Raw genomic sequence first — 15,325 nt, 5'->3', positions numbered from 1 at the left:
ACACACCTTAAATAGGAGCAGATTCCCAATGACAAACCATCTCTTAGAAATCAAAGATTACGGTCAAAGCATTTGGATGGACAACTTGACCCGCGATCTGATTCAGTCGGGCGAACTCAAGCGCATGATCGACGATCGAGGCTTGCGCGGCATTACTTCCAATCCTGCAATCTTTGAAAAAGCAATTAACGGCAACAAGATTTACGATGCGGACATTGAGGCAGGCATCAGCGCTGGCAAGCCATTGCTTGACATCTATGAGTCGCTGATTTTCGAGGATATTCGCAATGCGTGTGACATCTTTGCTGGGATCTACGAAGAGTCGGGTGGATTGGATGGCTATGTCAGTATCGAAGTTCCGCCCAACATCGCAAACGACACTGAGAAAACAATCAGCGAAGCTCGGCGCTACTACACAGAAATTGGTCGTCCGAACGTGATGATCAAGATTCCGGGAACTTCAGCAGGTTTACCCGCCGTTGAACAAGTGATCTCAGAAGGCATCAACGTTAACGTTACTTTGCTGTTCTCAGTTCAAAGCTATATCAACACTGCATGGGCTTACATTCGTGGACTAGAGAAACGAGTCGAAAAAGGCGAAGACATCAGCAAGCTCGCGTCAGTTGCCAGCTTCTTCCTCAGCCGCATCGATAGCAAGATCGATGAAATGATCGATGCGAAACTAGCTAAGGGCGCAGATATGTTGCAAGAAGAAGCCAAACTGGCTGCAGTTAAAGGCAAGGTGGCGATCGCAAACGCCAAAGTCGCTTACCAAGAATACAAGAAGATCGTGGCTGATCCCCGTTGGTTAGCCCTGAAAGAAAAAGGCGCAAACGTACAGCGACTGCTCTGGGCAAGCACCAGCACCAAGAACCCCGATTACAGCGACGTGATGTATGTCGATGAACTGATTGGAGCCGAGACGGTGAATACCTTGCCGCCGAACACGATCGAAGCTTGTGCCGATCATTGCGATGTAGCTCCCCGAATTGATACCAGAGTCGAAGAAGCCTACAACTTGATTGAAAGCTTGAAAGATCCGGACATTGATATCAACTTGGATCAAGTCATGAGCGACCTGCTCGAAGACGGCATTGATAAATTCGTCCAGCCGTTCAACTCGCTGATGAGTTCAATGCAAGAAAAGGTCGATCGGCTCGCTAAAGTCTAGAAACTCTGTCCTCACCCCAGCCCTCTCCCACGGGGAGAGGGAGCAAGAGTCCGGCTCCCCTTCTCCTCGTGGGAGAAGGGGTTGGGGGATGAGGGCACACCACCACACAGGCTACTCTCCACCCCTTCACTATGGTCACTCTCCTACAAAACCCGCTCCGTGTTGGACTCCAACAGCAGCGGATGCCCGAACCGAATATCATTGTGTTTTTTGGTGCGTCCGGTGACTTAACCAAACGCAAGCTCGTTCCCGCGCTGTATCACCTCAAACGAGAGCGCAGACTACCGCCTGAATTAACGATCGTCGGGGTTGCCCGTCGCGAATGGAGTGACGATTATTTTCGGGAGCAAATGCGCGAAGGAGTCGAAGAATTCTCTGATGGAGTCGGCTCTGAGGCGCTGTGGCAAGATTTCGCCCAAGGATTGTTCTACTGTCCTGGAGACATTGACAATGCCGAAAGCTATCAAAAGCTGAAACAGCGACTAGAAGAAATTGATAATATACGCGGCACCAGAGGCAATCGCGTTTTCTATCTGTCTGTTGCGCCCAAGTTCTTTCCCGAAGCGATTCGGCAGTTGGGCGATGCAGGAATGCTGAAAGATGCCCAAAAGACGCGGCTTGTGATCGAGAAACCCTTTGGTCGCGATCTCAGCTCGGCTCAGAACCTCAACCGCGTGGTCAACAAAGTCTGTCAGGAAAATCAGGTTTATCGGATTGACCACTACTTAGGAAAAGAAACGGTTCAAAACTTATTGGTGTTCCGGTTTGGCAACGCCATCTTTGAACCCCTATGGAATCGCCAATTCATTGATCACGTTCAAATTACGGTGGCTGAAACCGTCGGTGTCGAAGATCGGGCGGGGTACTACGAATCTTCTGGAGCATTGCGCGACATGGTGCAAAACCATTTGATGCAACTGTTCTGTCTCACCGCAATGGAACCCCCGAACTCACTCGATGCCGATAGTATTCGGACTGAGAAGGTGAAGGTAATTCAGGCAACTCGACTGGCAGATACTAATCGCCTAGAAAATTCGGCCATTCGCGGGCAATACTCTGAAGGCTGGATGAAAGGCAAGGAGGTTCCCGGCTATCGGCAAGAACCCGGAGTCGATCGGAACTCCACCACGCCAACTTATGTGGCAATGAAGTTTTTAGTGGATAACTGGCGCTGGCAGGGTGTGCCCTTCTATCTGCGAACCGGAAAGCGATTGCCGAAAAAAGTGAGCGAGATTGCCATTCAATTCCGCGATGTCCCGTTTTTGATCTTCCAGTCGGCGGCAAAACAAGCGAACGCCAATGTTCTCGTCATGCGAATTCAACCGAACGAAGGCATCGGAATGCGGTTTGAAGTCAAAATGCCGGGAGCAGATTTGAGAACCCGATCGGTCGAGATGGATTTCAGCTACGGCAGTTCGTTTGGCGTGACTGGGGGAGAAGCCTACGATCGCCTCTTACTCGACTGCATGATGGGCGACCAAACGCTGTTTACTCGCTCTGACGAAGTAGAAGCCGCTTGGCGCGTAGTGACTCCCGCGCTCACCGCTTGGGAAGCTCCCACTGATCCCAGCTTGATCCCGCAGTACGAAGCAGGAACCTGGGAACCCGCCGAAGCCGAGCAACTGATTAACCGCGATGGTCGCCGTTGGCGCAGACTCTAGCCATTTTGGCTTTTAGATCAGCGATGTGATGCAAACGCTAAAAGCCAAAATTTAACCCCTAAAATCTAAACCCCTACTCTCTTATGGCTACTAAAACCGCCCCGCTCGTTTCCCTCCAAGCCCCAAAAGATGTCTCACTGAACGACATCGAGCAGGAACTCAATCAGATCTGGCAGTCCTACAGCGCGACAGGCGACGGCTCATCCATGGTTGCGACTCGTGCGACATCGTTTACCCTGGTGGTTTATGAGCCAGAAGAAACCCAGCAATTGCTTGCGATGATGGGCTTTTATACCGGGCCTGTCGATGGTATTGATGGCCCTCGCACCGAAGCCGCACTTCATGCGGCTCAAGCGGCTTACGGCTTACCGATCGATGGCAAGTCCAGCCCCGGACTGTTGACGAAACTGCGTGAAGACCTGGCTAAACGTAAGGGTGAATCGATCGGAGATAGCAACGCACCCCGCTATGTGTCTGATGCTGCTGGAAGTGGAATTGCTGATGTAGTTGCCAGCCAGAACCCTTGCCGCATTATTTCGCTGTTTCCGATTGCAGGCGAAGATGAAGGCGTCTCGGCTCAGGTCTCGGCGTACTGTCCGATTAATAAATTAAATCACGGAACGCTGGTGTGCTGCGAATACATCATGCTCCGGGGAACGGAATCTGCGCTTGAGCGAGTGGACGATCTCACTTCGTCGCTGTTGATTAGTGAATTGCCTAGAATTATCTGGTGGAAGGGTACGCCCAATCTTGACCAAACGTTGTTTCAACGGTTGGCAAAGTTCTCAAGCCAGGTGATTTTCGATTCGAGCCGATTTACTGCGGATACCGAGGGCGACCTGCTGAAGCTGTCCGCGCTGATTGACGATGGTGTTTCTGTGATCGATTTGAACTGGCGACGGTTAGCCGCCTGGCAAGAACTTGCGGCAGAGGCGTTCGATGCGCCTGGACGACGCGAGGCAATTTGGGAAGTCGATCGCGTGGTGATCGACTACGAGAAGGGCAATCCGGCACAAGCGCTGATGTATCTCGGCTGGTTGGCAGGTCGGCTCGGCTGGGAACCGGATTCTCGTGAACACGAAGGAGATATCTACGATTTACAACGGGTATATTTTACGGCTTCAAACGGTCGCAAGATTGAGGCGGAATTAGCTGGAATTCCGACGGCTGCGATCGGAGAAATCAAGGGCGACATGGTGAGCCTGAAGCTGTCTTCGACGAATCCGAATGTGGATTGCTGTACGGTCTTGTGTTCTGGCACAACGGGCTGTATGCGAATGGAAGCGAGCGGCGGCGCACAGTCTTGTCGAATCAATCAGGTGACACCGCTGAATGATCAAAAGGCAGAAACGCTCTTGAGTGAGCAGCTTCACCGAGTCGGTCAGGATGTGCTGTACGAAGAAAGCATGGCAGTAACAGCAAAAATCATTAAGCTGTAGGTTGGTGTCGGTGCGATCGGTTTCGCTGCGTTTTGAGTTATCGTGTCCCCCAAATCCCCCACTCAGGGGGATTTGGGGGCAACTCGAACTTAGGATCGAAGCGAACAACTGACCTCAATATAGTGTTTTGCTCTAAAGTATGGCGTTTGTAATTGCAGGGGAACGGAGCGGAGCCGGGAAAACCACAGTCACGTTAGCGCTGTTAGCGGCTCTGAGACGGCGAAATTTGCAGGTACGATCGTTTAAGGTCGGGCCTGATTATATTGATCCGATGTTTCATCGCCATGTCACCGGTCAGGCTTGTTACAACCTTGATCCGAGGCTGACTTCGGAAGCGTATGTGCAGCAGTGTTTTTCCCAAAAGGCGGGAAATTGCGCGATCGTTGAAGGCGTAATGGGACTATTCGACGGTGCAGCCGGACAAAAAGATTTTGCCAGTACCGCTCACATTGCTCGACTGCTCGATTTACCGATTTTACTGGTGGTCGATTGTAGCCGTTTGTCGTATTCAGTTGCTGCGATCGTGCATGGATATCGCTCACTCGATCCCCGCTTGAAATTCGCAGGGGTCGTACTGAATCGAGTCGGCAGCGATCGACATTTAGAATTGCTCAAAGCTGCTCTAGAACCGTTAGAAATTCCGATTTTAGGAGTATTAAGGCGACAGAATGCGATAGAAATTCCTGATCGCCATCTCGGTTTAGTCCCGACCGACGAGCTACCCGGATTAAATGAACTCATCGATCGCTTAGCTCACCTCGGCGAAACCTGTTTCGATTGGGCAGCATTAATGCCCCTAACTTCCGTTCAAAGTCCCCCACAAGTGGAGAATTTAGGGGGCAGCGACCAACCCAAACGCAGCCAAACGTATCGAATCGCGATCGCCCGTGATGCCGCTTTTAATTTCTATTACGAAGACAATCTAGAACTCCTCAAACAATCTGGTGCAAGCTTGATTGAATGGAGTCCTCTAAACGACGATTTCCCGGAAGACATCGACGGTTTGTACTTCGGTGGCGGCTTTCCTGAAATGTTTGCCGCAACGCTAAGTGAAAATCAAGCGACACGCAAAGCCACCCAAACTGCAATTCGATCAGGAATGCCTACGTATGCAGAATGTGGTGGATTAATGTATCTGAGTGAAAACATTGTGGATTTCTCCGGCGATACTTTTCCAATGGTTGGAGCAATTCCCACAACAACAGTCATGCGATCGCGGCTGACACTCGGTTATCGTCGCGCCATGACGCTGGAAGACACACCGATCGTCGCTCAAAATACGATCGTTCACGGACACGAATTCCATCGCTCCACCCCCACCTCTCCACCCCCCCACCCCCTGTTCCAATTCACCGAAACCGAGCAATTCGACGGCTGGCGATCGTCCAACTTACACGCCTCCTACCTGCATTTACACTGGGGCGCAACTCCAGAAATTCCCAAACGCTTTGTGCAACACTGCGCTAAATTCAACCGCGATCGCTATCCTAAAAAAGAATAGGGATTAAAACATTAAACATGGCTGGATCGATCGAACAAATTACACAACAGCTTGCCGCCCTCGACCAAAAGATCGAGGCAATGGGCGACACCTTCACCGAAACCTATCGCGGCTATCTCAAGCAGCTTGGGCAAACCGTCAAGCAGCAAATCATCCTGTCGTGCTATCGGATTTGCACCGAAAACTATCCCACCCGCTTCTTATCGCTTTCCCTCAATCAGCGGCAGCAGCTCCAGGAAAACCTGCAAGCCCTAGCGCGTCAAACCATAACCGACCTCAACGATCTGCTCATCCCGATCGCCCAAATCACCCTTGAACCCGAATCCGAAGATCTCCCTGATGAACTCGAAGCCCTCTTGTCCGAAACGGACTACGACTTGCCCAGCGAATCTTCGCTCACGCCACTCGAAGCCCTTACCATCTGGCAAGAACAGCTAGAGCGATCGATTAATAAAACCCTGAAAACTGCCTCCAGCGCCGCCAATCGCCTACTCCAAGACGCTGAAATCCTACCCAAGCGCCTCCCACAAGCCGTCCTGGATGCCGCAGCAAAAGCAGAAGGCAGCGACTCCAACGCAGCCAACCTGCTTAACGTTCTCGTCAACGCCAGTGAAAAAACCGAGGAGGCGGAAACTTCGCAGCCCGTCATTACCGCCCTAATGCACGTTGTCGCCGTCAATCTGCGGGTTTCAGAACTCGAATTTAATGACCCAGCCGTTTCATCCTGGCGCAACAAACTGCGCGATCTCAAGCAGCAACTCCAAGGAATGGCGCGGGACTACCAGAAGAAACGCCGCGAGCAGTCGATCGCTCAAGCCCAGCTCGCCTGGAAATCTACCTGGGTAAAGGACGAAGGCTGATCCTTAGATCTATGCCAAATTTACCTACCCCGCCTATTCTAGAAACAGAGAAAACAAGGGAGAACGGAAGGTGGCGAACCAGACAATCAAATTAGCTGCGATCGGTGATGTTCACGATCGATGGGAAGCTGAAGATGAAGCAGCGCTTAAATCTCTCGGCGTTGATCTGGCATTGTTCGTGGGCGACTTTGGTAATGAATCAGTCAATATTGTCAAGCTGATCGCCGAAATGCAGATTCCCAAAGCCGCCATTATGGGAAATCACGATGCTTGGTACACAGCAACCGACTGGGGAATTAGTAAATGCCCTTACGATCGCAAAAAGGAGGATTGGGTGCAGCAACAATTAGATCTACTGGGTGAAGCGCACGTTGGGTATGGCAAGCTTGATTTTCTGCAGTTGAATCTCAGCGTGGTCGGGAGCCGCCCGTTTAGCTGGGGTGGCCCTGGCTGGAAAAATGAGAGATTCTATCGGGAACGCTACGGAGTTGAGAGCTTTGATCAGTCGGTCGATCGTATCCTCGATGCAGTTGATCAAACTGAAACCGACACGATCCTTTTCATCGGTCACAACGGCGCGAAAGGCTTGGGAGATCGCCCCGAAGATCCCTGCGGTCGAGATTGGCAGCCGATCGGCGGTGATCATGGTGATCCTGATTTCGCAGAAGCGATCGTTCAAACTCGTGATCGCGGAAAATTGGTGCCGCTAGCGGTGTTTGGGCATATGCACCATTCGCTGAGACACACCAAAACCGAGCTACGCCGCCCGATTCACGTGGATGCTGCTGGAACGGTTCATCTCAATGCTGCTAGGGTTCCAAGAATTATTGAGCAAGACGGCGATCGCCTGCGAAACTTCTCGATCGTCACCTTACAAGACAGCAGCGTCATAGAAGCATCACTGGTTTGGTTGAACCAGAATTTTGAAGTTGTCCAAGAAGAGATTTTATATCGATCAAAAGATGCCGCCAAAGCGATCGCGTAATTGAAGAGCGTGATTTAATTCACGCCCGATCTACTCCAAATCCCAAACACCTCTAAGATTTTGCAGCGCAATTAACCGCCGACATTTTGCACTGCTGCATTCCGCATGGCGTTCTGTGCGTCCCAAATCGCTTGATAGCGCATTAAAACGGCTCGACTATATGACGCAATACTGGGATAGCGGTGTCCGTTATAAAACTGTGTAGTCGTTGAAGTGTATTTCTCTGGTCTGCCGCTGTACCACCATGCCGCGACTCGCTGAATTGCAACCGCAACATTTCCGTTACTTGCGGCAAATGATCTCTGCCAATATTGGTTTAATTTGTAATCGACGATCGCGATTTGCAAATCGGGACGCGCTAAAAACTCTTTTCTTGAAACTACATATCCAAGGGCTTCTTTTGACCATCTCGGCAAGTTTTCCGGCATGATTTGTGCATAGCCTAATGCACCAGAATGTGGATTAACCGCCCTAAAATTCGCGCCACTTTCCTGACCAATAATGGCTTGCCGAATCAGGATAACTTCAGGGGCGATATCACTTTGGGTCTGAAAAATTGCAGCAGTCTCCGGAATCGCAAATGTTCTTCCTGGAGCTACAGTAGCAGCGCAAATCGGAATCCCAATCGTAAGGACGATCACGCTTGTAATTTTAGACAAATGAAACCGGGCGAAAATCCCTTTCGCTTGCAAATTAAAAGTCATTCAAGTAATGATGAAACGAACTTTGAAGAGTGTACCTTCGTTCATTGCATTTACTTAATGCGATATAAATATCTAATCAACTTAGCTTAATAAATCTGAACTCTGCTAATACATTCCTGTTTATTTCAAGGAGCGAAATTATAATAATTTATCGATAAAACTGTTACTTAATAGGCTTCAGCAAATGCACTTAAAAAAACTGAATAAAAAAACTGGGTAGCGGTGAAACTACCCAGTTTTTTTATTCAAGCTTCTAGCTTAGACTGCTGCTGCGGTTTTGGTCACAGCGTTCAGTTCGCCTTTCTTGTACTTCACAGCGAAGATCTCCATCGAGTCTTGCTTGATCGAGCTTGCTTGACCTGCTGCACCAAACTGGTTATAGCGATCGGCACAAACCTTCTGCATGTACTTGATCGATGGCTTCAAGAAGTGGCGCGGATCAAATTCTTTCGAGTTCTGCATCAGCGCTTCACGCACGGCTGCGGTGATCGCCAAACGGTTATCGGTGTCGATGTTGATCTTACGCACACCTGACTTAATGCCCTTTTGAATTTCTTCAACCGGAACACCGTAGGTTTCAGGAATCGTACCGCCGTATTGGTTGATGATTGCGATCAGGTCTTCAGGAACCGAAGAAGAACCGTGCATCACCAAGTGGGTGTTCGGCAAGCGGCGGTGGATTTCTTCGATGCGGCTGATTGCGAGGATTTCTCCGGTCGGTTTGCGGGTGAACTTGTATGCACCGTGGCTGGTTCCGATCGCAACTGCCAACGCATCCACTTGAGTCCGCTCAACGAAATCAACCGCTTCATCGGGATCGGTGAGCAGCATCGAGTGATCCAATTCACCTTCAAATCCGTGACCGTCTTCTGCTTCGCCTTTTCCGGTTTCGAGCGATCCAAGACAGCCCAATTCACCTTCGACCGAAGCTCCGATCGCGTGAGCCACTTTCACCACTTCTGCGGTGACTGCGACGTTGTACTCGTAGCTGGCGGGAGTTTTGGCATCCGCTTCGAGTGAACCGTCCATCATGACGCTGGTGAAGCCGTTCTTCATTGCTGAATAGCAGGTTGCAGGCTCGTTACCGTGATCTTGGTGCATCGCGATCGGAATATGAGGATAGGTTTCCGCCGCTGCCAAGATCAAGTGGCGAAGGAAATTTTCGCCTGCGTAGTTTCGAGCGCCACGGGAAGCTTGCAGAATGACTGGGCTATTGGTTTCGTGGGCAGCCAGCATGATCGACTGGATTTGCTCCATGTTGTTGACGTTAAATGCAGGGATGCCGTAACCGTTTTCAGCCGCGTGATCCAGCAATAGCCGCATCGGGACAAGCGCCATATCAAGTTCTCCTGGTTATCTCAGCAAGTTCTATGTTCACAAACTTAATTGTTACGATAATCTTAAGGCAATTTTCGCCCGGATTGCTGTCAAATTTGGAATTTTGTTAGGTAAAAATAGCTATTAATTATCCTGATTGAATCTATGGAGACTCATAAGATAAAAAGCGGAGGCTGAAAATCCCTCTAAAGCTCTCGAAATTCGTACAGCACAGTCCCCGTTTCTGCGTCGTTGCCGATCTCGACATATCCGCTCTTCAGCATCTCTATCAGCAGCGCTTCAACTTGCTGAAAACTCAGCCCCGTTGCCATTACCCCCTGAGTCACAGAAAGCTTTCCACCTCTTGCTTCTGCTGCTTTGAGAAGCGCGATCGTGGCTTGTTGTTGAGAAATCGGCGGCGTTGAATCAATCAGTTTCGGGGATTTGACCCCTGTAAATGTTGAGGGTCGGAGTGTGATTTGCCCAGTGGTTAGAGTCATTGGGTTTTGCTCTAAAAGCGGCTTGTACTTTTCGCTCAATCGCTCGTTATGCACCTGAACCATCTTTGGAATCAAAATCAGATCCAACAATTGCCCAAAGCCAAATAGTCCAAACGTTCCCAACCAGAGCAAGCCCGTTTTTTTCTCGCCATTGTACAAACGATGTAGCCCAGATAAGCCGAATAGACCGCCCAGCCAGAGAACGTAAGCTACACCTACCTTGTTCATAACGCATCGATCGACCGATTTGGATACCGCTATCATAACGAATCACTAAGCTTGAATCAGCGCCACTAACTCCGCTTCCGAGAGAATTGTGATTCCTAATGCCTGAGCTTTTTCGAGCTTTGAGCCTGCTTCTTCACCCGCCACGACATAATTTGTTTTCTTGCTCACAGAATCGCTTACTTTACCGCCTGCTGCTTGAATCAAAGCCTTTGCCTCATCGCGTTTCAGCGTCGGTAAGGTTCCAGTGATTACGAAGGCTTTGCCTGTAATGGCTGTGTCTTTGACAACTGGAGTTATTTCGCCTGCAAGTTGAACTCCCGCTTGACGGAGGCGATCGATCAATTCCTGATTTCCATGATTCTGAAACCACTGGTACACCGATTGAGCAATTTCAGATCCAAATCCAGGTACGGCTTCAATCTGTTCTGGTGTGGCTTGCGCGAGTAGCTCAACTTTCGGAAAAGTTCCGGTGAGTGTTTGAGCATTGACGCTGCCAATATGTCGAATCCCCAGACCGTAGAGAACTCGCGACCACGGCTGAGTTTTTGAGTGCTGAATCGCTGCGACAATTTTCTCAGCCGACTTTTTGCCCATGCGCTCCAGGGTGAGCAGTTTTTCGACTGTTAAATCATACAAATCTGCAACTGAATGAACAACATTACTATCAACCAATTGTGCAACCAGTTTCTCACCGACACCGTTAATATCTAAAGCATCACGACTGACCCAATGCGTGATCGCTCCGCGTAAAATTGCTGGACAGGAAGCGTTAATACATCGAGTTACCGCTTCATCTTCAGGTTTAACTACAGGTTCACCACACTCTGGGCAATGCGAAGGCATCTGATACGGTTGCGCTTCAGGGGGTCGTAACTCTGTAAGAACGCGCAGCACTTCAGGAATGATTTCACCTGCTTTGCGAATGATAACGGTATCACCAATTCGGCAATCGAGTTCGGCAATTCGATCGCGATTATGCAAGGTTGCCCGTGATACAGTCGTTCCAGCTAACTGTACCGGACGAAGTTCTGCAACAGGTGTAATCGCTCCGGTGCGTCCTACATTGACGCTGATGTTTTCTAAAATCGTTGGAGCTTCTTCAGCAGGGTACTTGAGCGCGATCGCCCAGCGCGGAAATTTTTGCGTAAATCCTAATCTTTCTTGTAGCGCCAGAGCGTTAATCTTAATCACAACGCCATCAGTCATGTAACGTAGTTTGGTGCGATCAATTGCCCAACGATCGCAGTATTCCTGCACTTCCTGTAAGTTGGCACAGAGCGATCGCTCTGGATTCACACGAAATCCCATTTGTTTGAGGGTTTCTAATGCTTCTGCCTGCGTTTTCAACTCACCGGGAAAATGCAGCGTATAGGCAAAAAAATCGAGTTGACGCTGAGCCACAATCCGAGAATCTAGCTGGCGTAACGTTCCTGCCGTTGCATTCCGGGGATTCGCAAACAGGGATTCTCCGGCTTTTTCACGATCGCGGTTAATTTGCTCAAAGGTATCAAGCGAGAGAAACGCTTCACCCCGGACTTCTACAATCTCAGGCGGATTTTCTAGATTGAGGCGGAGGGGAATCGATCGGATGGCTTTCACATTTTGGGTAATTTCCTCGCCTGTAACGCCATCACCGCGAGTTGCGCCCCGCACTAGAACACCCTTTTCGTAAGTGAGCGCGATCGCATTTCCATCGATTTTCAGTTCACAAATATAATCAAACTCGTTGACCTCTGGCGCAACTTTGCGCCATCGCTGTTCCCAGTTGGCTAAGTCTGCATTTCCGAAAGCGTTCTCTAAACTATAGAGTGAGATATTGTGTTTTACTGAAGTAAATTGACTGGCAGGACGTTCACCCACGCGCTGAGTCGGACTGTCCGGTGAAATTAATTCTGGGTACTGTGTCTCAAGGGTTTGAAGTTCACGATAAAGCTGGTCGTAAACCGCATCGTCGATCGTCGGCGCGTCCAGCACGTAATATTCGTAACTTGCTTTCTGTAACAGACGTTTGAGTTCTTGTACGCGTTGTTGAAGCTCCGGGGTGAGATGTGCGACTGAATCCATTACTCTATATCCTTGTCCCTTAAACAGAGCTTAGTGTACTGCCGAAAATCACTCCTCTACCAAAAAAGTGATTTCGCTGGTGATTTTAGTACGCTAGAACTATTTAAGCAAGAACAAATCGATCGTCGGAACACAATTTAGGATTGTGATAGTTAGGATTGCGATAGCCGATTGAACTCCGACGATCGTCTCGATTAAATGCCTGCTTGCTGCCGATCCAAGTTAAACAATACCTCCAGCGTTTCCATCGCCTGCCGCCGCGCTTCAATATCCTGCTGCGCTCTCAATTGCACCATCGGATCATGCAGAATCTTATTCACAATTCCTTTGGTCAGCGCTTCAATCACCTCGCGATGTCGATCGCCAAACTCCGTCCCCAGTCTCGATAATGCTTTCTCCAATTCCTGCGCTCGAATTGCTTCTACTTTGTCGCGCAGACAGCTAATCGTCGATACGGTTTCAAGCGATCGCCACCAAGCTTCAAAGGTTTCGACCTCTTCCTCTAGCAACGCTTCCGCTTCCATCGCCATCTGCCGCCGACTTTCCTGGTTTTGGGCAACTACCGCCTTGAGGTCATCCACGTTAAAGGCTCGAACCGTCGGTAATTCGTTCACATCGGCTGCAACGTTCCGGGGCACAGCGATATCAATCACCATCAAAGGCTGATTCGGATCAAGAACGGCTTCAAGATTGGCACGATCGAGAATCGGCTCCGTCGAAGACGTACTCGTAAATACAATGTCCGACTGCGCGATCGCGTCCATCATGTCGTGAATCGGCAATAGTCTTAGATGAGCGTTCGGGAACAGATTCGCTAATTCTCGCGCTCGATCCATCGATCGATTCAAAATTACAATGTTGGTTGCACCTTTTGACAACAAGTGCTGCACGAGCAACCGCGACATCTTTCCGGCACCAATGATCGTCACGCGCTGATCCGCAAGCTGATCGACCTTCATCTGCGCCAGTTCTACCGCCGCCGAACTGATCGACACGGCACCCGTTCCGATGCTCGTCTCCGTCCGCACCCGTTTTCCAGCGCTAATGCCTTGTTTAAACAATTGATTGAGAATGCGTCCGATACCGCGATGCTGTTGTCCAAGCTTATGACATTGTTTCACCTGGGCAAGAATCTGACCTTCTCCCAACACCAAACTATCTAACCCTGCCGACACTCGCATCAAGTGCATTACCGCATCCTGATGCAGCAAGGTAAATAAATAGGGACGCAGACGCGCACTCGGTAACTTACTGTGTTCTGATAAAAACTGATTAACTTCGCGAATTCCTTGTTCAGTGTCAGAAGTCACCAGATAGAGTTCCAGCCGATTGCAGGTACTCAAGACTGCGACTTCTTCAATATGCGGGTAGCTACAGAGTTGTGCGATCGCTTTATCACACACAGGTTCCGGAATGCTCAACTTCTCACGAACTTCGACCGGTGCAGTTTTGTGAGTCAGCCCAACAACAGCAATGTTCATATTAAAAGACGCTCTAATAAGTCGATCAGGGTGAAGGAGAAGAGATGGGGAGTGGGAAAGTGGGGAGTGGGGAGTCAGACGCTTCTACTATTATCGCTCGACTCTCCACTCCCTACCCCGACTCCCCACACTCAATTAGTGCAATTGAACGATCTTCGGTTGATCAAACATATGGATCGTGTCTACAAATCGAGCCGTCTTCGATTGGCTAGAAATGACCAGCGTTTGAGTTCTTGCGCCACCTTTGAAGAAGCGCACTCCGTTCATAATGTTACCCGGAGTGATGCCCGTTCCCGCGAACAGCACCGTTTCACCGGATGCCAGTTCTTCGGCGGAATATACTTTATCCGGGTCATTGATGCCCATTTCTTTGAGTCGAGCAATGTTCGCTTCTTTGCTTTCTCCGATTAGTCCGGTTTTGACCACTTCCGGGTCGTAGATCAGTTGCCCTTGGAAGTGTGCGCCCAAACAACGGAGTGCTGCCGCCGAAATTACGCCTTCAGGAGCCGCACCAATACCCATTAGCGCGTGAATGTTGGTTCCAGCAAAACCGCAGTTAATCGCTGCACCGACATCGCCATCGCTGATCAGTTGCACTCGTGCGCCGGCTTCCCGGATTTCTTTGATCAAGTCGTTGTGGCGTTCGCGCTTCATCACGACGACCACAAGTTCATCGATCGCTCGATCGAGACATTCGGATAAAATCTTCAGGTTTTCGGTTGCCGACTTGGTGATGTCTACTTTTCCTTTTGCAGCCGGAGGAGCAGCCAGCTTCTTCATGTAGAAGTCAGGAGCCGCAAACAGACCTCCTTTTTCCGAAATTGCCAATACTGCCATCGATCCGGGCTGACCGTAGGCACAGAGGTTAGTTCCCTCGCAGGGGTCAACAGCGATATCGATTTCGATCAATTCATCGACGTTACAGTAATTTGCAGCATCTGGCTGAGAGCAAATTCCGACTTCTTCGCCGATGTAGAGCATCGGTGCGTCGTCGCGTTCTCCTTCTCCGATTACGATCCGACCGCGCATATAAATTTTATTCATACGTTCGCGCATCGCTTCGACTGCCACGCGATCGGCTTCATTCTTGTCGCCTTTTCCCATCAGACGAGCCGAGGCGATCGCCGCCTGTTCTACGACTTCAATGATTTCTAAACCAAGCGTGTTTTCCACGTAATAAGTCCTCCAACTGCTGATTTGTCGCCGTTTTCATGGGCAATCTCAGTTATCAATCCTACCAAAAGGCGGTTCTTCAAAGTGGATTGACTCTTTATTAAGTTTTGCCAAGCTGAATTTAAGCGAGAAATCATCGGCAAAAAGCCATCAAGTTAAAATTGGGATGGAAATGAGTTTCTCAGAATTGCGATCGTATCGTAATGTTTGCAAAAGACCGCTTTCACGGCATTGTAAAAAC

Annotated in this window: 12 protein-coding genes; 6 read left to right on the top strand and 6 right to left on the bottom strand. The window is 49.7% G+C overall.

Features of this window, described 5'->3' with window-relative positions; all coding sequences use genetic code 11:
- Nucleotides 1-28: 28 nt before the first annotated feature.
- From tal to NC981_RS07930, 6 genes are all read left to right on the top strand, one after another.
- Nucleotides 29-1,171 carry a transaldolase gene (gene tal / locus NC981_RS07955; protein ID WP_348242354.1) on the top strand — a complete coding sequence of 381 codons (1,143 nt, stop codon included), beginning with the start codon at nt 29-31 and terminating at the stop codon, nt 1,169-1,171.
- Nucleotides 1,172-1,302: 131 nt separating this feature from the next.
- Complete coding sequence (zwf, locus tag NC981_RS07950; protein WP_190379908.1) at nt 1,303-2,832, top strand: glucose-6-phosphate dehydrogenase; 1,530 nt, start codon at nt 1,303-1,305, stop codon at nt 2,830-2,832.
- An 83-nt stretch (nt 2,833-2,915) separates the two neighbouring features.
- On the top strand, nt 2,916-4,271 hold the full coding sequence (gene opcA / locus NC981_RS07945; RefSeq protein WP_348242353.1) for a glucose-6-phosphate dehydrogenase assembly protein OpcA: 1,356 nt from the start codon (nt 2,916-2,918) through the stop codon (nt 4,269-4,271).
- 139 nt (nt 4,272-4,410) lie between these two features.
- Nucleotides 4,411-5,772 carry a cobyrinate a,c-diamide synthase gene (locus NC981_RS07940; protein ID WP_348242352.1) on the top strand — a complete coding sequence of 454 codons (1,362 nt, stop codon included), beginning with the start codon at nt 4,411-4,413 and terminating at the stop codon, nt 5,770-5,772.
- Nucleotides 5,773-5,789: 17 nt separating this feature from the next.
- Nucleotides 5,790-6,632 carry a hypothetical protein gene (locus NC981_RS07935; protein WP_348242351.1) on the top strand — a complete coding sequence of 281 codons (843 nt, stop codon included), beginning with the start codon at nt 5,790-5,792 and terminating at the stop codon, nt 6,630-6,632.
- A 70-nt stretch (nt 6,633-6,702) separates the two neighbouring features.
- The gene (locus NC981_RS07930) at nt 6,703-7,617 is read left to right on the top strand and encodes a TIGR04168 family protein (RefSeq protein ID WP_348242350.1); all 915 of its coding nucleotides are present in this window, start codon (nt 6,703-6,705) and stop codon (nt 7,615-7,617) included.
- Nucleotides 7,618-7,688: 71 nt separating this feature from the next.
- Here NC981_RS07930 and NC981_RS07925 read toward each other — a convergent pair whose 3' ends face one another.
- The 6 genes from NC981_RS07925 to glpX form a co-directional block, all read right to left on the bottom strand.
- Nucleotides 7,689-8,321 carry a lytic transglycosylase domain-containing protein gene (locus NC981_RS07925; protein ID WP_348242349.1) on the bottom strand — a complete coding sequence of 211 codons (633 nt, stop codon included), beginning with the start codon at nt 8,319-8,321 and terminating at the stop codon, nt 7,689-7,691.
- Nucleotides 8,322-8,579: 258 nt separating this feature from the next.
- Nucleotides 8,580-9,659, bottom strand: a complete 1,080-nt coding sequence (gene fba / locus NC981_RS07920) for a class II fructose-bisphosphate aldolase (protein WP_190379902.1) — start codon at nt 9,657-9,659, stop codon at nt 8,580-8,582.
- A gap of 185 nt (nt 9,660-9,844) precedes the next feature.
- Complete coding sequence (locus tag NC981_RS07915; protein WP_348242348.1) at nt 9,845-10,366, bottom strand: TM2 domain-containing protein; 522 nt, start codon at nt 10,364-10,366, stop codon at nt 9,845-9,847.
- 45 nt (nt 10,367-10,411) lie between these two features.
- Entirely contained in the window at nt 10,412-12,430 is a 2,019-nt protein-coding gene (gene ligA / locus NC981_RS07910) for an NAD-dependent DNA ligase LigA (protein WP_348242347.1), read from the bottom strand.
- A 194-nt stretch (nt 12,431-12,624) separates the two neighbouring features.
- Entirely contained in the window at nt 12,625-13,911 is a 1,287-nt protein-coding gene (locus NC981_RS07905) for a glutamyl-tRNA reductase (RefSeq protein ID WP_348242346.1), read from the bottom strand.
- A gap of 135 nt (nt 13,912-14,046) precedes the next feature.
- Nucleotides 14,047-15,084, bottom strand: coding sequence for a class II fructose-bisphosphatase (gene glpX, locus NC981_RS07900; protein ID WP_348242345.1), 1,038 nt, complete (start codon nt 15,082-15,084; stop codon nt 14,047-14,049).
- Between the last annotated feature and the right edge of the window lie 241 nt (nt 15,085-15,325).

The organism is Leptolyngbya sp. DQ-M1, from assembly GCF_039962505.1.
Classification (GTDB): Bacteria; Cyanobacteriota; Cyanobacteriia; order Leptolyngbyales; family Leptolyngbyaceae; genus Leptolyngbya.
Note: the sequence above shows the minus strand (reverse complement) of the source record. Positions and strands in the feature narration are given on the sequence as shown.